The following is a 21,601-nucleotide window of genomic DNA, read 5'->3' on the forward strand; positions in this document are numbered from 1 at the left end:
GTCTTTAAGAGCCGCCCTTCTCTTGGAGACGACCTGCCAGACGGAAGGGACCTTAAGGGGTTCTGGACGGACGGTAAGCGCTTATGTTTCTGCGGTTTTCTGGCTTTGTGCTACGAACTGCAGAGGGTGCGAAAAAGGGTGTTGACGGAGTTCGGACGGCCTCATATATGCCGCCCTCTCCTGAGACGCTCAACTGGTTGAGACGGTGCCGAAGGGCACGGATCGAAAGCCGGGTTTCGCGCTTCAAATTGCAGGTTTCGCGGGTCACTGCGAAGTTCTGCAGAAAGCGCAAAAAAGGGTGTTGACGGGGAATTCGGTGGCTCATATAAGCCGCCACTTCCGAAGCGGGGCAGACTGCTCCAGCCGAGGAAACGGGCTCCGGCCCGGGTTGTTTGACATCGTAGGATTATGGAAGAGAAACGCAGGCGGCATGAATGGCTTGCGGAGCCCTCAGGGGCTCCAATGCGATCATGACGATGCGTTTCAAGGAAATACCTTTCACTATTATTGGTTTCGGCCAGTGATTTTGTGAAAAGGGTTTCCCGTCAAAACGCAAAATTGCAATCAGCAATTTCCGGCCTCTATTCCAAGAGGTCGAGTACGTCAGAGATCGAGCACTCAACCTGAGAGTTTGATTCTGGCTCAGAACGAACGCTGGCGGCAGGCTTAACACATGCAAGTCGAACGACATAGTGGCAGACGGGTGAGTAACGCGTGGGAACGTACCCTTCACTACGGAATAGCTTCTGGAAACGGAAGGTAATACCGTATACGCCCTCCGGGGGAAAGATTTATCGGTGAAGGATCGGCCCGCGTTAGATTAGTTTGTTGGTGGGGTAATGGCCTACCAAGACTACGATCTATAGCTGGTCTGAGAGGATGATCAGCCACACTGGGACTGAGACACGGCCCAGACTCCTACGGGAGGCAGCAGTGGGGAATCTTGCACAATGGGCGAAAGCCTGATGCAGCCATGCCGCGTGAATGATGAAGGCCTTAGGGTTGTAAAATTCTTTCGCCAGGGATGATAATGACAGTACCTGGTAAAGAAGCCCCGGCTAACTTCGTGCCAGCAGCCGCGGTAATACGAAGGGGGCTAGCGTTGTTCGGAATTACTGGGCGTAAAGCGCGCGTAGGCGGGCTATTAAGCCAGATGTGAAAGCCCGGGGCTCAACCTCGGAATTGCATTTGGAACTGGTAGCCTAGAGACCAGGAGAGGTTAGCGGAATACCGAGTGTAGAGGTGAAATTCGTAGATATTCGGTGGAACACCAGTGGCGAAGGCGGCTAACTGGACTGGTACTGACGCTGAGGCGCGAAAGTGTGGGGAGCAAACAGGATTAGATACCCTGGTAGTCCACACCGTAAACGATGAATGCTAGTTGTCTGCGCGCATGCGTGCAGGTGACGCAGCTAACGCATTAAGCATTCCGCCTGGGGAGTACGGCCGCAAGGTTAAAACTCAAAGAAATTGACGGGGGCCCGCACAAGCGGTGGAGCATGTGGTTTAATTCGAAGCAACGCGCAGAACCTTACCCGCGTTTGACATGCCCTGTTTGGTTACCAGAGATGGTTTCCTTCATTTAGTTGGCAGGTGCACAGGTGCTGCATGGCTGTCGTCAGCTCGTGTCGTGAGATGTTGGGTTAAGTCCCGCAACGAGCGCAACCCTTATCCTTAGTTGCCAGCACGTTTGGGTGGGCACTCTAAGGAAACTGCCGGTGCTAAGCCGGAGGAAGGCGGGGATGACGTCAAGTCCTCATGGCCCTTACACGCGGGGCTACACACGTGCTACAATGGCAGTGACAATGGGATAATCCCAAAAAGCTGTCTCAGTTCAGATTGTCCTCTGCAACTCGAGGGCATGAAGTTGGAATCGCTAGTAATCGTGGATCAGCATGCCACGGTGAATACGTTCCCGGGCCTTGTACACACCGCCCGTCACATCATGGGAGTTGGATCTACCCGAAGACTGTGCGCTAACTTCGGAGGCAGCAGGCCACGGTAGGTTCAGCGACTGGGATGAAGTCGTAACAAGGTAGCCGTAGGGGAACCTGCGGCTGGATCACCTCCTTTCTAAGGATGCTTTCTGATTGTCTGCTCACGCAGACTTCGAAAGCTCTGATAGACATAGCTGCAGAGCCTGCTCTGACAGCAAAACATATGCGGCTGTTTGTGCCGTCTTCGTTTCTCTTCCTTCATTCGCCGTGCCGGCCAGCTGGACGGCATAGTTCAGCGAGCCCCCGGGTCCTGGTATAAGGGCCGGTAGCTCAGGTGGTTAGAGCGCACGCCTGATAAGCGTGAGGTCGATGGTTCAACTCCATCTCGGCCCACCACGACCCAAGGGAGTGCGCCGGGCCCTATGCTACAGCTTGATACTGGTACTTTTGGGGCCTTAGCTCAGCTGGGAGAGCGCCTGATTTGCATTCAGGAGGTCAGCGGTTCGATCCCGCTAGGCTCCACCATTCCTTGAATGGTGTGCGTAAGTTGCGAATGAAAGAAGTCATAAGTTTCCGGACTGCGGTCCGGGATGTTTGTAAATCGTAAGGGAAAGACTGATCCGGCCGACATGCCGATCCTCGTGATCGTTGTGTCTGCTTATAGCCGATAACGCAAGTGCCATAGGAGTATGGCAACACAGCTTGCGCCAAAGGGTCAGTCTGCAAGAAACCAACATGTCTGATCTGAAATTGTGAGCGGATTAATAATGTACTGCAAAGTGCATTCACCTCCGCACACGAGTTTCGAATGAGATCAAGCGTCAAAAGGGCATCCGGGGGATGTCTTGGCGGTAAGAGGCGATGAAGGACGTGGCACTCTGCGATAAGCACGGGGGAGGCGAGAGCACCCTTTGATCCCGTGATTTCCGAATGGGGAAACCCACCTCCGAGATGAGAGACTACAGGCTGGCATCCGTGTCAGCCCTTGGTCTTTCATTTCACTAGAGAGGTATTTCACACTGAATACATAGGTGTTGAAAAGCAAACCCGGGGAATTGAAACATCTAAGTACCCGGAGGAAAGGACATCAATTGAGACTCCGTTAGTAGTGGCGAGCGAACGCGGACCAGGCCTGGTCTGAAATAAGGAGAATGAGCTGGGAAGCTCAACCGTAGTGGGTGATAGTCCCGTATCCGTAAAATGAAGACCGTTTAGAGTAGGGCGGGACACGTGAAATCCTGTCTGAACATGGGGGGACCACCCTCCAAGCCTAAGTACTCCTTACCGACCGATAGTGAACCAGTACCGTGAGGGAAAGATGAAAAGCACCCCGACGAGGGGAGTGAAACAGTACCTGAAACCGGATGCTTACAAGCAGGTGGAGCTCTTCGGAGTGACACCGTACCTTTTGTATAATGGGTCAGCGACTTAGTGTTGCGTGCAAGCTTAAGCCGTTAGGTGTAGGCGTAGCGAAAGCGAGTCTGAATAGGGCGACTGAGTACGTAGCATTAGACCCGAAGGCAGATGATCTATGCATGAGCAGGCTGAAGGTGGGGTAACACCCACTGGAGGGCCGAACCGTTGCACGTTGAAAAGTGCTCGGATGACTTGTGCCTAGGGGTGAAAGGCCAATCAAATCTGCTGATAGCTGGTTCTCCGCGAAATCTATTTAGGTAGAGCGTCAGATGAATACTCCAGGGGGTAGAGCACTGGATGGGCTAGGGGGACTCACCGTCTTACCAAACCTTACCAAACTCCGAATACCTGGAAGTAATATCTGGCAGACACACGGCGGGTGCTAACGTCCGTCGTGAAGAGGGAAACAACCCTGACCACCGATTAAGGTCCCCAAATTATAGCTAAGTGTGAAAGGATGTGGGGTTGCTTAGACAATGAGGAGGTTGGCTTAGAAGCAGCCATCCTTTAAAGAAAGCGTAACAGCTCACTCATCAAGCGACCCTGCGCCGAAAATGTAACGGGGCTAAAGCTATATACCGAAATCGTGGGCTCCATTGGAGCGGTAGCGGAGCGTTCTGTAAGCCTGTGAAGGTGCACTGTGAGGTGTGCTGGAGGTATCAGAAGTGAGAATGCTGACATGAGTAGCGATAAAGCGGGTGAGAGACCCGCTCGCCGAAAGTCCAAGGGTTCCTGCGTAAAGCTAATCTGCGCAGGGTTAGCCGGCCCCTAAGGCGAGGCCGAAAGGCGTAGTCGATGGGAACACAGTTAATATTCTGTGGCCTGGGAGTGTGTGACGAATTCCGAAAGTTGTCTGTCCTTATTGGATTGGATAGGCAGCCTGGGAGTTCCTGGAAATAGCCCTCCCGTATAGACCGTACCCTAAACCGACACAGGTGGACTGGCAGAGCATGCCAAGGCGCTTGAGAGAACGATGCTGAAGGAACTCGGCAAATTACCTCCGTAACTTCGGGAGAAGGAGGCCTCATACTGGGCAACCAGCTATGAGGGGCACAGACCAGGGGGTTGCGACTGTTTATCAAAAACACAGGGCTGTGCGAAGCCGTAAGGCGACGTATACAGTCTGACGCCTGCCCGGTGCCGGAAGGTTAAAAGGAGGAGTGCAAGCTCCGAATTGAAGCCCCGGTGAACGGCGGCCGTAACTATAACGGTCCTAAGGTAGCGAAATTCCTTGTCGGGTAAGTTCCGACCTGCACGAATGGCGTAACGACTTCCCCACTGTCTCCAGCATCGACTCAGCGAAATTGAATTCCCCGTGAAGATGCGGGGTACCCGCGGTCAGACGGAAAGACCCTGTGAACCTTTACTGCAGCTTTGCTGTGGCATCATAAAGTGTATGTGTAGGATAGGTGGGAGGCTTTGAAGCTTGGGCGCCAGTCTGAGTGGAGCCGTCCTTGAAATACCACCCTTATTCTTTGTGATGTCTAACCGCTCCCCTGGATGGGGACGGGACCCAGCATGGTGGGCAGTTTGACTGGGGCGGTCGCCTCCCAAAGAGTAACGGAGGCGCGCGATGGTAAGCTCAAGACGGTCGGACATCGTCTGTTGAGTGCAATGGCATAAGCTTGCCTGACTGCGAGAGTGACAACTCGAGCAGAGACGAAAGTCGGTCATAGTGATCCGGTGGTCCCGAGTGGAAGGGCCATCGCTCAACGAATAAAAGGTACTCCGGGGATAACAGGCTGATGATGCCCAAGAGTCCATATCGACGGCATCGTTTGGCACCTCGATGTCGGCTCATCACATCCTGGGGCTGTGAGCAGGTCCCAAGGGTTCGGCTGTTCGCCGATTAAAGTGGTACGTGAGCTGGGTTCAGAACGTCGTGAGACAGTTTGGTCCCTATCTGCCGTGGGTGTTGGAAACTTGAGAGGATCTGTCCTTAGTACGAGAGGACCGGGATGGACATACCTCTGGTGGACCTGTCGTGGCGCCAGCCGCGCAGCAGGGTAGCTATGTATGGACGGGATAATCGCTGAATGCATCTAAGCGAGAAACCCACCTCAAAACCAGGTTTCCCTTGAGAGCCGTCGTAGACGACGACGTCGATAGGCTGGGTGTGGACGCGCCGCGAGGCGTGGAGCTAACCAGTACTAATTGCTCGATAGGCTTGATCTTGCGAAGCTTCGTGTGCGGTGGTGAATGCACCACCGCTTGAAGTTTCAGATCAAAAACACCTCTGATAAAATATAAGTGGTACATGCTCGAGAGTGAGCATGAGTGACATGTTGGAATTTGCGCCATTGCCCGTTTCCGCCGACCCGGTGGTTATGGCAGGGGTTCCCCACCCGATCCCATTCCGAACTCGGTCGTTAAGTCCCCTCGCGCTGATGGTACTGCGTCTTAAGACGTGGGAGAGTAAGTCGCTGCCGGGTCCGCCGAAACGGGCGATGCGCAAAACGAGGCACTTGCAGACAAGTCTTTTCCTTACAATTTACCGCCTTTCGGGCGGAGCGTGGCCGGCCGCATAAAGCCGGACCGCGATGCAGTCCGGCCCCAGTGGCCGGATTTCATGTTTCAGGGCTGGAGAAATCCGGTTCTGACAAAAAGCTGACGCGGGATGGAGCAGTCCGGTAGCTCGTCAGGCTCATAACCTGAAGGTCGTAGGTTCAAATCCTACTCCCGCACCCAAATAAGCCCCTGAATTCCTTACGGATTTCGGGGGCTTTTTCTTTTGTAGCTTACCGCGCCGAAAAATTTGGAAGCATATTGGAAGCAGCCGGATACGTTTCAAAATTCGTAGAGCTCGCGATGAAACGCGAGGTACTTTTTTTGTCCCTCTGAGAAACTACCGACATTACGGCTTCTAAGACCCGGAAAGCCAAGCTGATCTAGTATCTCATCGGAGACCTCAGCTTTAACAAGCACTGTGCCATCGTCTTTGAAAGATATAAGCCCGCGGTCGAAAAGCCGATCGGCATTCGGACAAAGCAGAAGTCCATTGTTGCCGTCTAGGCGCTCAGTAGCAGTCCTGCAGGCGCGCCATGGCAAGATGTGACTACCAATCAGATACCTAACGTCTTCAACGCCTGACAGCCGGCAACGTCCTTCAATGTCAATTACGCTCTGTTTGAACTGTCCTTGACCGCGCCTGGCCTTCACCAAGCTGTCTTTCTCCGAAGCGCTTAAATCGTCATCATCATTGATAGATTTTTCGATTACGTCCTCAGTCGTGCCGATTGGGTCGGATGGATAAGTGTCTTGGCGTAGGGTCTGCAGGGCTGTTCTGTCTTCATCCGAGCAATGCCTTAGGACGACGTCTAACAGGGCTTCTGAAACGCTAGCTAGATATGCAGTTTGATTACCGTAGCCGTTCACCGCTCGTATGGGTGAGTACTTTTCAGGGAGTTCTGGTGCTAATTCAGCGATAATGCTTTGCGGACGTACAGGCGCATCCAGTGAGTGCCATCGTACTGGCAGCATCCAGCCAATATTATTCCAGGCGTTGCCGTCGTCGTCATACTCCACTGGCTTTGCTGCGGTCGTCGCCTCAGACCGGACAACACCAATATCGTTGATTTCCGTATTTGCGAAAGAGATTACGAAATCGCCGGGCCTGGCAAGCGTCATGTTCGAGTAAAACCGATTGGCTTTGCCATTCGTTTTTCGTTTTGGTGACCAGAGATAGCCGCCTCTGCGTTCGAATTTGTATTTTGATTTATGATTTACCCACCAGACGCTCACAATATCATTCTCTACGTTGTTGTTAGTGCTCCAGGCTCATTGTGTTGGCCAAATGTGGCCTTCTAGCCTGCTTGAAATTCAAGTCGTCCAGCTTTGGCTGGCAAGTTCGACAGCCGCCCACTGGGATTGGCTTGATCTAAGTTCAAGTTTTAGTCTGCTGGTTCACTCGGCTAATCATGAAGCTATCACCGCTACAAGGAACAGCGCGTGCTGCCCCGATTTCTTTGGTACCGTCTCCGATGTCAAAAGCGAAGAAAGACCGAATGTGTTGGCCGAAGACGTCAGTGAATTGGATGTAGCCTTTAAATATCATCGCGGGCCTTTCATCTAAAGCTTTATCCTCGCGATGATCGGAGAGGTATTCTTTCATGCGCTCGAATGCTTCTCTGTAACGAGGCCTTTCGGCTGTGACCTCTGGTGTTGGTACCGCAGCGGTTTCACTTAGTCCTGGAGGGATACTAGGCAAAGAAACGTAAAGGTCGGACGGCCGGGTTAGTGTGCTCGGAACAAGGTCTTTTCGACGTCCGGCGAACACCATTCCATTTACGGAAACGTTGGTCGCGGGAGTACTGCCAGAGTTGAAAACTGTTACCTCCACGCTGGAAAGTACGCCGAGACGATTCGAGTTAGGGGCGTCGGGCGAGTTGCGGTCTTTGGGAACAAACCGGCAAGCGCTTGCTACAAGATAGGCTCGGGTTTGCTGTTCGCCGATCAACCGGGTCTCGACAGCAAGCCAATTTGTTTCTGCTAACGTCCAAACAAGAGCGCCTAAGCCCAGCGCTGTGAATACACCTATCCAGACAGTCCAGTGGGCCACCTGCTGTTGAGCAAGCAAATCCGCTTCAGCCGCTCTTTGCATCTGACCACTATGCGTCTCCCCATTTAAAGGGATGCCACTCAGGTCGCTAATAGATCTACTTTGACAGGAGAAAGTGAATACCGGCTGGCTATTCCAATTTATACTCCAATGATAATCGCCATCAGGGCAATGATCTTGAGCGATGTGGTTACTTTCGCCGTTGATCGGGGTTCTTGGAGTCGTTCCCCAGGCGAACATCAAAAGCACTAAGAGTAGCGCAAGGCCCGCTAAGACATTCCAATAACGCTTAGGCATTACTACGTGGAAGGTGCTTAGAACGCTGTAGGACTGTTCTAGGTCGAAGGCGCTTGATCATAATCTCCAACATAGCGGTCAGTGATCGCACCAGCTAGGCTTTTCTAAAAGCGCTTGGCTCCCGTCGTGTGGCCAAGGCGCAAGGTAACCGGCGTCCAAGCCCGACCTGGCAACGTCTTCCTCATCGGCAGATAGAGACAGCACCACTCGGCCGAAACGATCCGGGGCCTCGCGACTGGTGATTACGAGCTCTGCATCTTTTGTGAGTTCGACCATGAACGCTTTGGCCTCAAACCCAAGCTCTCGTTCTCTCTCGCACTCTGCCCCGCCTATGGCGGCTCCAACGCCGCCTGTCTCGGGGGCGTCGACGTCAGCCAATCTAAACTCTAACCCATCGATGCGGCCGCTATCACCATCAGACCAATAAATCGTATGGGCCAACTTCGGTTCATAAGTTTGAGCGGAGCAAGCTCCGAGCGCTATGATGGCAATGGTAATGCACTGCATTCGACGATCATGCCTGAGATATGGAATTCTGGCAGATGGCCCCATAATCGCGTTCCCACTGACTTAATTTTGGGTTCTTTTCTCAGCCGGTGTCGCCACTAAAGCGCGAAAAATAGCTGGCGAATCAGGGCAGGAAATAAATAAGGGGGCTGACTCGAAAGCCTTGCCCCCTTTTCCAAGTGGCCGAAGCCCTTGGGTGGATGCACTTTAAATAGGTCTGATTAATTGTGATGTCAATTTCTGAAGCTCCAAAAAGGGTTAATGTTTATATAGACGGCTTTAATCTGTATCACGCGATGAACGATCTAAACATTAGCCAAATCAAATGGCTAAACCTGTGGCACTTATCCACTACGTTCTTGCGTCCAAATGAAGAGCTTCAAAAAGTCGAATATTTTACTGCTGAGGTGCATTGGGATAGCGCCAAGGTAGGTAGGCATCGCCAGTATACCCGCGCTCTTCAAGCAAAAGGCGTAAAAGTAACCCAAGGCAATTTTAAAAAGGCTCCACGCTTCTGCCCGCGCGGCAGCACCAATTGCGATTTCAACGAAGAAAAGAAAACCGACGTAGCTATTGGCGTTACAATGGTATCGGAAGCTATGGCCGGGGCATTCGATCGAGCAATCTTAATCACAGCAGATTCCGACCAAGTACCGACGATTAACGTCATCAGACAGTATGCCTCGCACCTTGACCTGACTCTTGCTGCGCCGCCCGGAAGGTTGCAGGCCGCGCGTGAACTTGGAGCATTATTTAATGGGAAAGACAGGTTGGAAATCGGGGAAAGCCGCCTTCGCGCTTGTGTGCTTCCGCGTGAGGTAAAAGACCAAGGCGGCAGCCTGGTAGCGATTAGGCCCGTCGATTATGACTAGCTTATATGGCTGCTAAATACGCAAGCCGACAACGCTCAGGCATCTTTAATCTCGGTACAGTCCTGTTCGCAAACGTCGCTTCGAGCTTTCTGCCTCCCAGTTGAAACTAGAACTGATTTCCAAAGCTGCTTTTGTTGAAGCTTTTTGAGCAAAGGCCACTAGAGCGTGATCTGAAACCTCATCTATTGCGGCCATCGTTGCGAGTACGCCGCGGAATTGTGAGCTCAATCCTGATGAATGCTCCGTACGCAACCGACTAAGTGCGGTGTCACTCAACACAGCGTACGCTGGACCCCTTTCCGGGCTTGAAAAATTGTTGGATAGCGCCGTCCAAATAGACCGATACGGCCAACGAGAACGGTTGGAGTCAGCGGTCTGCTGGCGCCAGGAAATTGCGCGTGAAATATCTTGAAAAATTTCAGCGCTATTACTCTCGAAAACATCCCATCGTCGCGGTTTGACGTATTTTTCGATTTGATTTTTTCCGGCTCGTAATTCGATACGCCAAATACCTTTGGGAAGCTCTTTGTCGATGGCCAGAATTCCTAATTCGGAAAACTTTGCTTTGAAGATTTCTTCCCAAATAATATCGCGCTTGTCGGTTATCGCTTTGGATTTATCGTAAATGCACACCTGCTTTCCGGGCAATTTCCCAATACGCAGATAGGAAATTCGATCGCCATGAATTTCGCGGTCAATTTGGTCGGCTTTTGTAGTTCTCGCGTGGCTTACAAATTCATTCGAATTAAGCTCCAAATTGGGAGCCAAAAAATCAAAAGCAAAATCAGCCCGGCCGACCCGCGCATTCATTGGGTCAAAGGCCACGCCAATACTTTTAAGGAATTCATCGCATTCTGATTTCGCGGCCTGAAGGCCCTTTGTCGCCAATGCGTATGCGCGAATTTTGACGTGAATATCCCACTGATTATTGGACGGCCGATCGCGAAATTTCCAGATGGCGCCAAACGGGCCTGTGTTCACGCGGTACGCATACCCGCCTTGGCCGCCGCTCCCTTCGACAATCACAGTAAGGCCGTTGAAGGTAATCGGCTCTGCTTGGCGAGTCTCAGCAGCACGCTTTTTCGCGTCCGCGAGCTCGTCCAGGAAAGTTGGTGGCACCTTACCTTGATACGCAAGTTCGAGCGTATCGAAGCCGCTTCGAAGAAACATGAAATCGGTCATTGATTAGTCGATGTAGATGTAGGGGGGCGTGGTACAGAGACGCCCCCCTAGGATTACAATTCATGCCGCTTGGCGACGGCGCCATGTGGCAACCCATGAGTTTTCGTCGTCTTCAAAGACCGCGAAACTGAGGGCGGAGTCGAATGAAGGGTCATCGATCGTGACGGATAGAAACGTCTGCCCCTGTCGCAGACCGCGTTTGATCTCTCGGGCCCACGCGGCGCCGACTTCAACGGGCGCGGTGTCGTCTGAACCAACGTAGACGCGATGCGATGGAGCATCGGGATTGGTCGAATTGTAATCGCGTTCGATCGTGATTTTCGTACTGAGTTTGAGGGTGTGAATATGCCCGATCAGCTTAGAAAGCGGGTCGGCCGAATTCACGGGTCGTAGTTTTCCTATTTCGCTCATCGAATTTCCTTTCTTGAAGAGGCGATGGTTGGAGAGGCGCTTCGCGCAGAAACCGCATTGGTTTTTAGAGAGCAGGCAAGCCGCGCCTGGCGGGCTGAGCTTGAAGCTCAGCCCTTTTCAGGAGCTATGCTCTCCAAAAATCCCGCGAGGCGCGGTTAACTCCGTCGCGGGCAAAACTGGGATTATCGGAAAAAGCCCATGTCCGACGTGGATCGACGGGTCCGCTTGTCTGTCCAATCAACAAGGTCTTTAAGCCGATAGCGGATGCACCGTGCGGACACTTTCACGAACTTGGGCCCACCGCCGCGCGTGCGCCAATTCCGTAGCGTGCGTGGCGAAACCGCGAGGTAATTGGCGGCCTGGGACTCGCCCAGAAGCTGGTTGGGATCGGTTGGCAATTTCGAACTCATTGCGAGTCTCCTAAGACAATTGAAACGCACCTTTTGCGCCTCTATTGAGGTCACAATCGCGCCTATTGGCTCAGCCGTCACAGGGCAGAAAAAATCCCGATCCGGGAGTTTTGTTGCCCAGTGGTTCGAGGCTACGAGTCGAAATGTTGGCTGTGTTCTTTCATCGCACGTTCGATCTTATGTGCGGAAAGGTCTGGGTCGATAAGACCCGCAAGCTTGACGGTGAACTTCGTGGCATCGTTCTTAGGGATCGCTGCTGGTTCGTCGGTCTCATCGTCATAATCATCGAAGTATCGCGAGTAAGTCCGTCCATTCTGCTCCCAAAAACGTTTGATATTGCCGATCAGCCCGATGAGTGCCCAGGCTGAGTTGAACGGCTTGGCTTCGCGTTGTCCAGTTTGCTCTATGATTGACTCAAGACGGCTTGCAGTTCGTTGGGCTTGGTCCTGCAAGACGCGGACGCCTGCGGCGATAACCTCCAAAACCAAGTGGCGCTGGTCGATATCTACTATCTCCACTGCGGCGCGATGAGCTATAAGTTTCGCGAAATCCTCATAGAGGTATGCCGGCGTGGTGTCGTCAAACTTTACCGAAGCCACGGCAGAGGCCGTTCTCCCATCCAATCCATTGAGCTCATCGGCAAGAGCGGCCGCGCGTTTCGCAATCTCTCGTGCAGTGTCTCTCACCGTCGCAGTGGATGGCGCCTCATCATACATGGCGCGGTCGTTGCGATAAGAACGGGACCACTGCGCGAATTCGTCTTTGAGGGTCTGGGAGCTTGGCAGAGCGTAACTGTCGGTAAGCCGTTTAGCATCTTCGTCCGAAAGCGTTTGAGCCACGCTCATATCTAGCAGATTAGCGGAGTATCCCTTGGCTCGCTTTTTCGAAGGCATGGGCTATCCGTCCCTGCTGATCGGTATGACATTATTGGGGCCAGCCGGCGCATGACCTGTAAAGCCGGAAATGAGCCCGTCGACATCATCGGCCGCGTTGCGGGTCACTGTATCTGCCAAGTGCGCGTAACGGGCCGTCGTTTGGGCCTGTGTATGGCCCAGAAGTTTTCCGATCACAGGAAGAGAGTGTCCGGCCGCAGCCGCCAGGGACGCATAAGTGTGCCGCAAATCGTGGATGCGAACGTCTTCTAACTTTGCAGTCTTTCGGATGCGCCGCCATGGCTTTTGAAGATCAGTTGCGAACTGTCCCTCAACTTTGCCTGCAATGATATGAGGATTGTCTGGCAAGCGGGGCAGGGCACTCAGAACCTCTAAAGCCGACTTTGAGAGCATCACGCGTCGCGGGCCCGTCTTTGCATCCGGTAGAAGCAGAATGTTGCCGCGGACCCAGGACCATTTTGCTTTCTGAATTTCTGACAGGCGGCAGCCGGTCAAAAGCAAGAGTTTGAAGGCGCCGGCCACGTGAACGGTTTCAGTCCCAGCCGCGACGCTGCTGTCGAGAACACGCCAAAGCCGGTCAATCTCGTCGGGGTCAAGATAGCGCTCACGCTTTTGCTCTTTGTATTTCTGCACGTGGCGGGTTGGGTTCGACCCGTCCGGTCTAAGACCCCAAACTTCGGCTAGATTGAATATCTTGGATAGGACGCCTAGCACGCGATTAGCTTGATAGGGCTTGTCTCGGAGCTCGTGATGGAGTGCCGCGATATCCGGCCTGGCAATATCTTGGACGCGCATCGCGCCAATTTTTGGCCGGATAAAGAGGTCGCAGCAGCGCTTATATTCCTTCTCTGTCGACGGCTTGCAGCGCACCGGCACATACTCATCTAGAAAGCGATCACACAAAGCGGATACGGTTGGGGCGCGGCGTTCGATACGCTTTTGACCGGACGGATCGGCGCCGCGCGAAACATCGCCCAAAGTGCGCCTTGCAAGGTCGCGTGCTTCGTCCGGCGTGATTGCGCCGTGGACGCCAAGGCTGACCCGCTTGGTCCGGCCACCTAGGCGATATTGAACCGTGTACGTCTTGCGTCCCTTTGGAGAAACCCGGACCCCGAAGCCTGGGATTTGCGCGTCCCATAGAAAGTAGTCGCGGTCCTTCGCAGCGAGTGCGTCGACAGAACGTTTCGTGATCTTTCCCATGGCGCCAATTCCATTTGGAAGCATATTGGAAGCATATTGGAAGCAGGATGCAGCGCTTTCGCGTGTTGGCTTGGTGACGCATAGAGTCGGGCGCGTCAATGCAGTGCTTTGTATTTTTGTTATTTTTGTCGCCATGGCGTCAACGCGGGACAACAAGAGATATGGCCGGACTCTATCTCATAACCTGAAGGTCGTAGGTTCAAATCCTACTCCCGCACCCAAATAAGCCCCTGATCTTCGGATCGGGGGCTTTTTTTGTTTGTGCTCGGGCTTTGGTCGCAGCCGCAGCGCTCGCTGCCGTTTTCCGGCTCTCCGGAATGCTCTAAGTCACGGGCTATGGCGGCGCACTCTTCATGATACGGATCTCGGAAGACGGTGCGCTCCGCTCCTTCCGGAGCTTCAATTACCGCGTCTGGGCAAGCGGCTCGGTCGTTTCGAACTTCGGGACTTGGATCCAGCGCACGGCGCAGGACTGGCTCGTCCTGACCCAGTTGACCGATCACAACGCCACCGCGCTCGGTTTCGTTGTCGCCTGCCAGTTCGCCCCGCAGCTTCTCCTGCTGCCATGGAGCGGCTTTGCCGCAGACTATTTCGACCGGCGCAAGCTGCTGGTCTTCACACAAGTCTCCATGGGCGTTCTTGCGCTACTGCTAGGCCTGCTGACCGTGACCGGGCTTGTAGAGCTATGGCACGTCTATGTTTTTTCTTTTCTGTTCGGCTGCGCAGCCGCAATCGATGCGCCCGTCAGGCAGACATTTGTCAGCGACCTTGTCGGCGACACGGACCTGCCCAATGCCGTCGCGCTGAACTCAGCATCCTTTAACAGCGCCCGTCTTGCCGGCCCGGCGGTTGCTGGCTTCCTCATCGCCGCCTTCGGTACAGGCTGGGCCTTCCTGATCAATGGCGCTTCCTATTTTGCCGTTCTGCTTTCGCTCTTCTTTCTGAGGGTGCGAGAGCTGCACAAGGCGAAGCGAGCCGAGCGGCAGCGTGGCAATTTCACCGCGGGCTTCATCTATGTGTGGCGGAGGCCAGATCTTCGCGTCACGCTCATCATGCTCTTCCTGATCGGGACGTTCGGTTTCAAGTTTTCGATCTTTGTTGCGACGATGGCTGCGAAAGTCTTCCAGACCGATGCGCAAGGCTTCGGCGTCCTATCATCCTTTATTGCAGTCGGTACGGTTGCCGGTGCGTTTCTTGCCGCACGGCGCCGCACCCATACGATGGGGCTGATGGTGACGGGGGCAGCCTTCTTCGGCGTTGGCTGTCTCGGCGCGGCGCTCGCGCCTGGTTACTGGACGTTTGCGGCTGCACTTGTAGTCACCGGGATGGCGGCCCTCACCTTCATGACTACCACGAACAGCATGATGCAGCTGACTACCGCGCCAGAAATGCGTGGCCGTGTGATGGCGCTGCGCATCGCTGTTGCCTTGGGCGGTGCGCCTCTTGGCGCGCCGATCATTGGCTGGATTGCCGACGTGCTTGGCCCCCGTTGGGGATTGGGCGCTGGCGCAGCTGCGGGCTTCTCGGCCGCCATCATCGGTGCGCTCTATCTTAGAACGCACGACCAGAGCGAAGAAACCATCAGCGAGACTTGAGCGATCGGCGACAACGCCGCCGCTCCTGTGCTACCCTTCCGGCAAAGCAGGCTCTGACACTGCAGAAAGAATGGGAGGCGCGCCATGCCGGCAGATACGATCAACTCGCTTGATATGAAAGCAGACCTTTTTGAGCGGGCCGAGACGTGGCGTCCCATCCTCGCTGCGCGCGCTGAAGAAGCCGAAGCGGGCCGGAAACTCCCGCAGGACATCGCCGATGGTCTCGCGCGCGATGGCCTCTATGGCCTTTGCCATCCTGAAAGCGATGGCGGCTCCGGCACGACGCCTATTGAATATGCCGAACTGATTGAAACACTGGCGCGCGGCGACGCCGCGCCTGCTTGGTGCGCTTTCATTGCCTCGACGGCTGCCTTCGGCATGGCCTTCGCCGACAATTCTTCCGTGCGCGAGCTGCTTTGCCGGTCTGGCGTCAAGACGGCTGGCGTTTTCGCGCCGATGGGCCGCGCCGTGGAGGCTGAGCAAGATGGCCAGAAGGGCTATCGCGTCACAGGGCGGTGGGCCTGGGGGTCTGGCAGCCAGAATGCCGACTGGGTCAGCGGCGGCTGCTTCCTCGCCGATGAGGCGGGGCAGCTCATCATGTCGCCTAAGGGCGGACCTATCCAGCTTGCCCCCATCTTCGCGGCCGATCAGATCAGCTTCGTCGACACCTGGCACGTCACCGGCCTGAAAGGTACGGGCTCAACCGATTTTCAAGTGAAAGACGTGTTCGTCCCGGCTGACCGGGTGACCACCGGCTTTGGCCGAACGCGACAGGATGAGGCCGCTTTCCGCTTCCCAGCATTCGGCCTGCTCGCCATCGGCATTGCTGCTGTCGCGCTCGGCGCCGCGCGGGGCGCGATGGATGATTTCTATGAACTTGCAGGCGCGAAAAAGCCGTCAGGAAGCAGCAAGACCCTGTCTGAAAAGGCGCTCACACATCGCGATGTGGCGATGAGCGAAGCAGATATCCGGCAGGGTCGCGCCTTCTTCTTCGAAGCGATCGAGGCTGCCTGGCAGGCCGCGCAGGACGGACCGGTGCCGCTGGAGCTTCGCCGCGACCTGCGCCTCGCCACGACAAGCGCCGTTCAGTCAGCCAAGCGCGCGGTGGACCGGGTCTACGAGTTAGCTGGTGGCACTGCGGTCTATAGCCAGTCGCCCGTCCAGCGCCGCTTTCGCGATATTCACGTCGCGACCCAGCATATCATGGTTGGCGCGTCTACCTGGGAAACAACGGGCCGCCTCTATCTCGGCCAGCCTGCTGACACGGCAATGCTGTAGGGGCGTCAGCCGCCCTCTGGCAGCACAATGTCCCGGTGCGTATCGAAGAGCTCGGCGAGAAAGTCGCTCAACGCGCGGATTCTGGCGAGGGGCGCCAGATCCTCATGCGTCGTCAGCCAGAAGCTTCGCTCAACGCGAACCTCATCCTTCAGGACAGGTTGAAGCGACTCGTCGCGCGCCGCCATGAAGTTCGGCAGGACGGCGATGCCAAGCCCCGCCCGCGCCATCTGCAATTGCGCAATGATGGACGGGCTGCAGAATTGCAGCGTCAGATTTGGCGCAATTTCAGCGTGATAGCGAAGCTGCGGGGAGTAGATGAGATCGTCTACATAACCGATCAGCGTGTGGCGGGAGAGATCAGCGGGTGATTGCGGCGCGCCCCAGCGCGACAGGTAATCCCGGCTCGCGAACAGATGCAGCGCATAGTCTGACAGCTTGCGGACTTTCAGCCGGCCCGATGTCGGCCGCGCCAGCATGACGGCCATATCGGCCTCGCGCTTCGGCACGCTCGCAAAGCCGGACATGGCGATAAGGTCCAGCGCGATGGATGGATAGCGGTCGCGAAAGCCCGCAAGGGCAGGGGCGATCAGCGCATTTCCTAGCCCTTCAGTGACACCCAGCCTGACCCGGCCGCTCGCTTCCGTCCCGCCTATGTCGGCCTGCGCAGAGATTTCGAGCGCCGATTGCTCGATCGCCTCGGCCTTGGCGACAATCGCTTCGCCTGCCGATGTCAGGATGTGGCCGCGCCGTGTCCGTTCAAACAGGGACAGGCCAAGATCGGCCTCCAGCCGCCTCAGCCGCCGCCCAACCGTCGTAGCGTCGAGCCCTGTGCGCGCTGCCGCATCAGACAGTTTCGCATGACGGCTGATCTCGAGGAGGAGTTTGAGGTCGTCCCAGTTCACGGGGCTTGTCCTTGGCTGCAATCATGCAGGTTAAACCTGCATATGTGCGTGTTTAACTGCGTGTGCGCCAAAGATAAACTGCCGCCAGATAGATATGGGAGAAAGCCGTATGCGCAGCGTTCATCATTTCATTTCGGGTAAATCCGTCGAAACCGCCTCTGGCCGTTTCGGTGACATCTACAATCCGAACACCGGTGAAGTTCAGGCTCAGGTCGGCCTCGCGCTTGATGCTGAAGTGGACATGGCTGTTGAGTCCGCCAAAGCCGCACTGCCGGGCTGGATGGCGACCAACCCGCAGCGCCGCGCCCGCATCCTGTTCAAGTTCAAGGACCTGCTCGAGCAGAATATCGATGAGCTTGCAGAGCTTCTCTCTTCCGAGCACGGCAAGGTTGTTGCCGACTCCAAGGGTGACGTACAGCGCGGCATCGACGTGGTCGAATTTGCCTGCGGCATCCCGCACCTTCAGAAGGGCGAGTATACAGAAGGTGCAGGCCCCGGCATCGACGTTTATTCGATGCGCCAGCCGCTCGGCGTTTGCGCAGGTATCACGCCATTCAACTTCCCGGCCATGATCCCGTGCTGGATGTTCGCGGTCGCCGTCGCTTGCGGCAACACTTTCGTGCTGAAACCATCCGAGAAAGACCCATCCGTTCCGGTCCGCCTGGCAGAGCTTTTCCTCGAAGCTGGCGCTCCGGAAGGCGTGCTCAACGTGGTGCACGGGGACAAGACCTCGGTCGATGCGATCCTGAAGCACCCGGACGTGAAGGCCGTCAGCTTTGTCGGCTCGTCCGACATTGCCCAGTATGTCTACGCCACCGGCACGGCGCACGGGAAACGCGTTCAGGCGATGGGCGGGGCCAAGAACCACGGCATCATCATGCCGGACTGCAATATGGAGCAGGCGGTAAAGGACATTGTCGGCGCGGCCTATGGCTCAGCTGGCGAGCGCTGCATGGCGCTGCCTGTGGCTGTCACCGTTGGCAAGAAGACCGGCGACGAGTTCGTTGAGCGCATGCTGGAAGCGGCCCAGAACCTGAAAGTTGGTATCTCCACCGACGCCGACGCCCATTACGGCCCGGTTGTCTCCGCCGCCCACAAGGCGAAGGTCGAGGACTATATCCGCATGGGTGTCGAAGAAGGCGCAGACCTTCGCCTCGATGGCCGCGGTCACACGCTGCAGGGCCATGAGAACGGCTTCTTTGTCGGCCCGTCCCTGTTCGACCATGTGAAGCCGAATATGCGCTCCTATAAGGAAGAGATCTTCGGTCCCGTCCTTCAGGTCGTGCGCGCTGAAACGCTGGAAGAAGCGGCCGCCCTGCCGTCCAACCACCAGTATGGCAATGGCGTTGCGATCTTCACCTCCGACGGCCGCGCCGCCCGTGAGTTCGCCTCACAGGTCAATGTCGGCATGGTCGGTATCAATGTGCCGATCCCGGTGCCGGTGAGCTACCACACTTTCGGCGGCTGGAAGCGGTCTGCCTTTGGCGACACGAACCAGCACGGCCCGGAAGGCGTCCGCTTCTGGACCAAGATCAAGACCGTCACCCAGCGTTGGCCGGAAGGCGATGTTGGCGATCAGGCTTTCATCATCCCGACGATGCAATAGGGCGCAGCGTGAAGGCGTTCGCCGCATCGATGCTCCTCGCCTCGCCGTTGCTCGTCGCTTGTGCGGATGGTGAGGCGTCGAGCTGGCAGGCGCAATGCCGTCCGGCCATGGCCCAATCTGTCGATGCCAAGGTCAAAGAGTTGAAGGCACAGGTGCCGTCTGACTACCGGGGAGACTGGACAGTTCGTTCTGAATTTTCTGCCGGTGAGGCAACCGTCAGCATTGTGCCTGATCAGTCAATCCGGGGCGGGGGAGGCGTGTATCGCTTTTCCTGCGCGGACCAAACTCTGGAACTTGTCGAAGGCTACAGGTAGCTAATTCGCGCACTATGTCCGTTTCGAACCTTATATAACTAGCAGGACGCAAGATGATCCTCACTGAAGAACAGACGATGATTTCCGACATGGCGAAGAATTTCGCCGTGAATGAGCTGCGGCCAAACGCGGCCAAGTGGGATAAGGAAGGCTTTCTTGATCGCTCCAAACTGGAAGCGCTGGGCGAGCTCGGCTTTGGTGGCATCTACACGACTGAGGAGCATGGCGGTTCGGGCCTCACGCGCCTCGATGCGGCCTTGATCTTCGAGCAGCTCTCTCGCGGTGACATCAGCCACGCGGCCTTCCTGTCGATCCACAATATGGCAACATGGATGATCGATAGCTTCGCGCATGATCAGCTGCGCGCGAAATATGTCCCGCGCCTGACGGCCACCGAACTCATCGCATCCTACTGCCTGACAGAACCGGGCGCAGGCTCCGATGCGGCGAGCCTCAAGACGACAGCAAAGCTCGACGGGGACGAATATGTCCTCAACGGTGCGAAGGTCTTCATTTCGGGCGCGGGCTTTTCTGATGTCTATGTCGTCATGGCCCGCACCGATGATGGCGGAGCGAAGGGCGTATCGACCTTTATCGTCGACAAGGACGCGCCGGGTCTTTCCTTTGGCAAGCACGAAGACAAGATGGGCTGGCGCGCCCAGCCGACCGCCATGGTCAATTTTGACGATTGCCGTATTCCCGCGACGAACCGCGTTGGCGACGAAGGCAATGGCTTCAAATTCGCCATGGCTGGCCTCGATGGCGGACGCCTCAACATTGCGGCCTGTGCCCTTGGCGGCGCGCAGGACGCGCTGGACCGCGCCTTCGCCTATGTGCAGGAACGCCAGCAGTTCGGCCGCGCCATCATCGATTTCCAGGCGACACAGTTCAAGCTGGCCGACATGGAAACCGAGCTCGCGGCTGCCCGCGCGCTTCTCTATGAGGCTGCTTCCAAGCTCGACAAGAAGACGCCTGACGCGACCAAATTCTGCGCCATGGCAAAGCGCTTCGTGACAGACACATCCTCCAAGGTCGCCAATGACGCCCTGCAACTGCACGGCGGTTATGGCTATCTCGGCGACTATGAAGTCGAGCGCATCGTCCGCGACCTTCGCGTCCACCAGATCCTTGAAGGTACGAATGAAATCATGCGCGTCATCGTCGCGCGTGAAATGATGAAAGGCCAGGTATGACCGATCTACCCGTTATCGCCCGCAAGGAAGGCCGCGCTGGCCGGATCACGCTGAACCGCCCGAAAGCGCTCCACTCCCTCAATCAGGAAATGTGCGACCTGATGATTGAGGCGCTGCTGGCGTGGCGGGACGATGATGCGGTTGAGCTGGTCATTGTCGATCATCTCGAAGATACGCGCGGCTTTTGCGCAGGCGGTGACATCCGCATGCTGCAGGATTCCGGCAAGGCCGACGGCAAGGAGGCGCAGGCTTTCTTCGCGGCTGAATACCGTCTCAACACGCTGATCGAAGAATATCCGAAGCCCTACGTCGCTATCATTGATGGCGTCACCATGGGCGGCGGCGTCGGCATCTCCGTGCACGGCGATGTGCGCGTGGCGACCGCGAACACGACCTTTGCCATGCCCGAGAGCGGCATCGGCCTTTTCCCCGATGTCGGCGGCGGCTGGTTCCTGCCGCGTCTGGACGGTGAACTCGGCCAATGGCTGGCCCTCACGGGCGCGCGCCTGAAGGGCAAGGATGTGCTGGCGGCAGGCGTCGCGACGCACTTTAGCGAAGATGCTACCGGCCTTGCTGCGAAGCTCGCAGATGAGGGGCTTTCCGCTCTCGATGGGCTGGAACAGTCGGCAGAAGGCAGCTTCGCCGAACACCAGTCCGAGATCGATAACTGCTTCGGCAAGGACACGGTCGAGGAGATCATCTCCTGCCTCGAAGGGGGCAGCGATTGGGCCCAGAAGCAAGCCGAGACGCTGAAGACCAAGTCACCGCTTACGCTGAAAGTCGCTCATCGCCAGCTTCGCGAAGGCGGCGAACTGAACGATTTCCGCGAGAACATGAAGATGGAGTACCGGATCGGGTCCCGCATGGTCTGTACCGAGAACTTCATCGAAGGCGTGCGCGCCGTCCTCGTGGACCGTGACAATGACCCGAAATGGGTCCCGGCCGATCTGGCCTCAGTGGATGAGAAGCTGGTCGACAGCTTCTTCGCGCCGCTAGGGGCGGACGAGCTTACATTTCTCTAGGGAGGAGA

General features: G+C 56.1%; 16 protein-coding genes, 3 tRNA genes and 3 rRNA genes. 13 read left to right on the forward strand and 9 right to left on the reverse strand.

The window, feature by feature from the left end:
- Window positions 1–619: 619 nt before the first annotated feature.
- From D1222_RS15145 to D1222_RS15170, 6 genes are all read left to right on the forward strand, one after another.
- Window positions 620–2,073, forward strand: a 16S ribosomal RNA gene (locus tag D1222_RS15145).
- A 183-nt stretch (window positions 2,074–2,256) separates the two neighbouring features.
- A tRNA-Ile gene (locus D1222_RS15150) sits at window positions 2,257–2,333 on the forward strand.
- 53 nt (window positions 2,334–2,386) lie between these two features.
- Window positions 2,387–2,462: transfer RNA gene (locus D1222_RS15155), tRNA-Ala, on the forward strand.
- A gap of 287 nt (window positions 2,463–2,749) precedes the next feature.
- Window positions 2,750–5,528, forward strand: a 23S ribosomal RNA gene (locus D1222_RS15160).
- Window positions 5,529–5,670: 142 nt separating this feature from the next.
- A 5S ribosomal RNA gene (gene rrf / locus D1222_RS15165) occupies window positions 5,671–5,785 on the forward strand.
- The 16S, 23S and 5S rRNA genes sit together here with 3 tRNA genes alongside, the layout of an rRNA operon.
- A gap of 179 nt (window positions 5,786–5,964) precedes the next feature.
- A tRNA-Met gene (locus tag D1222_RS15170) sits at window positions 5,965–6,041 on the forward strand.
- A gap of 99 nt (window positions 6,042–6,140) precedes the next feature.
- Here the strand turns inward: D1222_RS15170 and D1222_RS15175 are convergent.
- The 3 genes from D1222_RS15175 to D1222_RS16000 all read right to left on the reverse strand — a co-directional run bounded on the left by D1222_RS15175 (window position 6,141) and on the right by D1222_RS16000 (window position 8,760).
- Complete coding sequence (locus tag D1222_RS15175) at window positions 6,141–7,094, reverse strand: HNH endonuclease (protein WP_147371898.1); 954 nt, start codon at window positions 7,092–7,094, stop codon at window positions 6,141–6,143.
- A 142-nt stretch (window positions 7,095–7,236) separates the two neighbouring features.
- A complete protein-coding gene (locus tag D1222_RS15675; RefSeq protein ID WP_147371899.1) occupies window positions 7,237–8,208 on the reverse strand; it encodes a hypothetical protein in 972 nt (323 codons plus the stop codon).
- Between the two features lie 78 nt (window positions 8,209–8,286).
- Window positions 8,287–8,760 (reverse strand): thermonuclease family protein, encoded by a 474-nt coding sequence (locus tag D1222_RS16000; RefSeq protein WP_119455087.1) that lies wholly within the window; start codon window positions 8,758–8,760, stop codon window positions 8,287–8,289.
- Between the two features lie 185 nt (window positions 8,761–8,945).
- On the opposite strand from D1222_RS16000, the gene D1222_RS15185 reads away from it, so the two are divergent.
- Complete coding sequence (locus tag D1222_RS15185) at window positions 8,946–9,587, forward strand: NYN domain-containing protein (protein WP_119455088.1); 642 nt, start codon at window positions 8,946–8,948, stop codon at window positions 9,585–9,587.
- A 45-nt stretch (window positions 9,588–9,632) separates the two neighbouring features.
- Here the strand turns inward: D1222_RS15185 and D1222_RS15190 are convergent, their stop codons facing one another.
- The 5 genes from D1222_RS15190 to D1222_RS15210 all read right to left on the reverse strand — a co-directional run bounded on the left by D1222_RS15190 (window position 9,633) and on the right by D1222_RS15210 (window position 13,683).
- Entirely contained in the window at window positions 9,633–10,769 is a 1,137-nt protein-coding gene (locus tag D1222_RS15190; RefSeq protein WP_147371900.1) for a hypothetical protein, read from the reverse strand.
- A gap of 60 nt (window positions 10,770–10,829) precedes the next feature.
- On the reverse strand, window positions 10,830–11,180 hold the full coding sequence (locus tag D1222_RS15195) for a DUF736 domain-containing protein (protein ID WP_119455090.1): 351 nt from the start codon (window positions 11,178–11,180) through the stop codon (window positions 10,830–10,832).
- A gap of 182 nt (window positions 11,181–11,362) precedes the next feature.
- On the reverse strand, window positions 11,363–11,590 hold the full coding sequence (locus D1222_RS15200; RefSeq protein ID WP_119455091.1) for a helix-turn-helix transcriptional regulator: 228 nt from the start codon (window positions 11,588–11,590) through the stop codon (window positions 11,363–11,365).
- A gap of 131 nt (window positions 11,591–11,721) precedes the next feature.
- Window positions 11,722–12,483, reverse strand: coding sequence for a hypothetical protein (locus tag D1222_RS15205; protein ID WP_119455092.1), 762 nt, complete (start codon window positions 12,481–12,483; stop codon window positions 11,722–11,724).
- Window positions 12,484–12,486: 3 nt separating this feature from the next.
- The gene (locus D1222_RS15210; protein WP_119455204.1) at window positions 12,487–13,683 is read right to left on the reverse strand and encodes a tyrosine-type recombinase/integrase; all 1,197 of its coding nucleotides are present in this window, start codon (window positions 13,681–13,683) and stop codon (window positions 12,487–12,489) included.
- Window positions 13,684–14,039: 356 nt separating this feature from the next.
- Here D1222_RS15210 and D1222_RS15215 point away from each other — a divergent pair, with 356 nt between their 5' ends.
- A complete protein-coding gene (locus D1222_RS15215; RefSeq protein WP_407646770.1) occupies window positions 14,040–15,278 on the forward strand; it encodes an MFS transporter in 1,239 nt (412 codons plus the stop codon).
- A gap of 84 nt (window positions 15,279–15,362) precedes the next feature.
- The gene (locus tag D1222_RS15220) at window positions 15,363–16,556 is read left to right on the forward strand and encodes an acyl-CoA dehydrogenase family protein (protein ID WP_119455094.1); all 1,194 of its coding nucleotides are present in this window, start codon (window positions 15,363–15,365) and stop codon (window positions 16,554–16,556) included.
- Between the two features lie 5 nt (window positions 16,557–16,561).
- On the opposite strand, the gene D1222_RS15225 is transcribed toward D1222_RS15220, so the two are convergent.
- On the reverse strand, window positions 16,562–17,458 hold the full coding sequence (locus D1222_RS15225; protein WP_119455095.1) for a LysR family transcriptional regulator: 897 nt from the start codon (window positions 17,456–17,458) through the stop codon (window positions 16,562–16,564).
- A gap of 109 nt (window positions 17,459–17,567) precedes the next feature.
- Between D1222_RS15225 and D1222_RS15230 the strand changes: the two genes are divergently transcribed.
- The 4 genes from D1222_RS15230 to D1222_RS15245 are packed head-to-tail and all read left to right on the forward strand — an operon-like array spanning window position 17,568 to window position 21,593.
- Entirely contained in the window at window positions 17,568–19,064 is a 1,497-nt protein-coding gene (locus D1222_RS15230; RefSeq protein ID WP_119455096.1) for a CoA-acylating methylmalonate-semialdehyde dehydrogenase, read from the forward strand.
- Window positions 19,065–19,072: 8 nt separating this feature from the next.
- Window positions 19,073–19,378: a hypothetical protein gene (locus D1222_RS15235; protein WP_147371901.1), complete on the forward strand. Its 306-nt coding sequence runs from the start codon at window positions 19,073–19,075 to the stop codon at window positions 19,376–19,378.
- 53 nt (window positions 19,379–19,431) lie between these two features.
- Complete coding sequence (locus tag D1222_RS15240) at window positions 19,432–20,571, forward strand: acyl-CoA dehydrogenase family protein (RefSeq protein WP_119455098.1); 1,140 nt, start codon at window positions 19,432–19,434, stop codon at window positions 20,569–20,571.
- Window positions 20,568–21,593, forward strand: a complete 1,026-nt coding sequence (locus D1222_RS15245) for an enoyl-CoA hydratase/isomerase family protein (RefSeq protein WP_119455099.1) — start codon at window positions 20,568–20,570, stop codon at window positions 21,591–21,593. The genes D1222_RS15240 and D1222_RS15245 overlap by 4 nt, the downstream gene beginning before the upstream one ends.
- Window positions 21,594–21,601: the final 8 nt, after the last annotated feature.

This window comes from Henriciella algicola, assembly GCF_003576245.1.
Classification (GTDB): Bacteria; Pseudomonadota; Alphaproteobacteria; order Caulobacterales; family Hyphomonadaceae; genus Henriciella; species Henriciella algicola.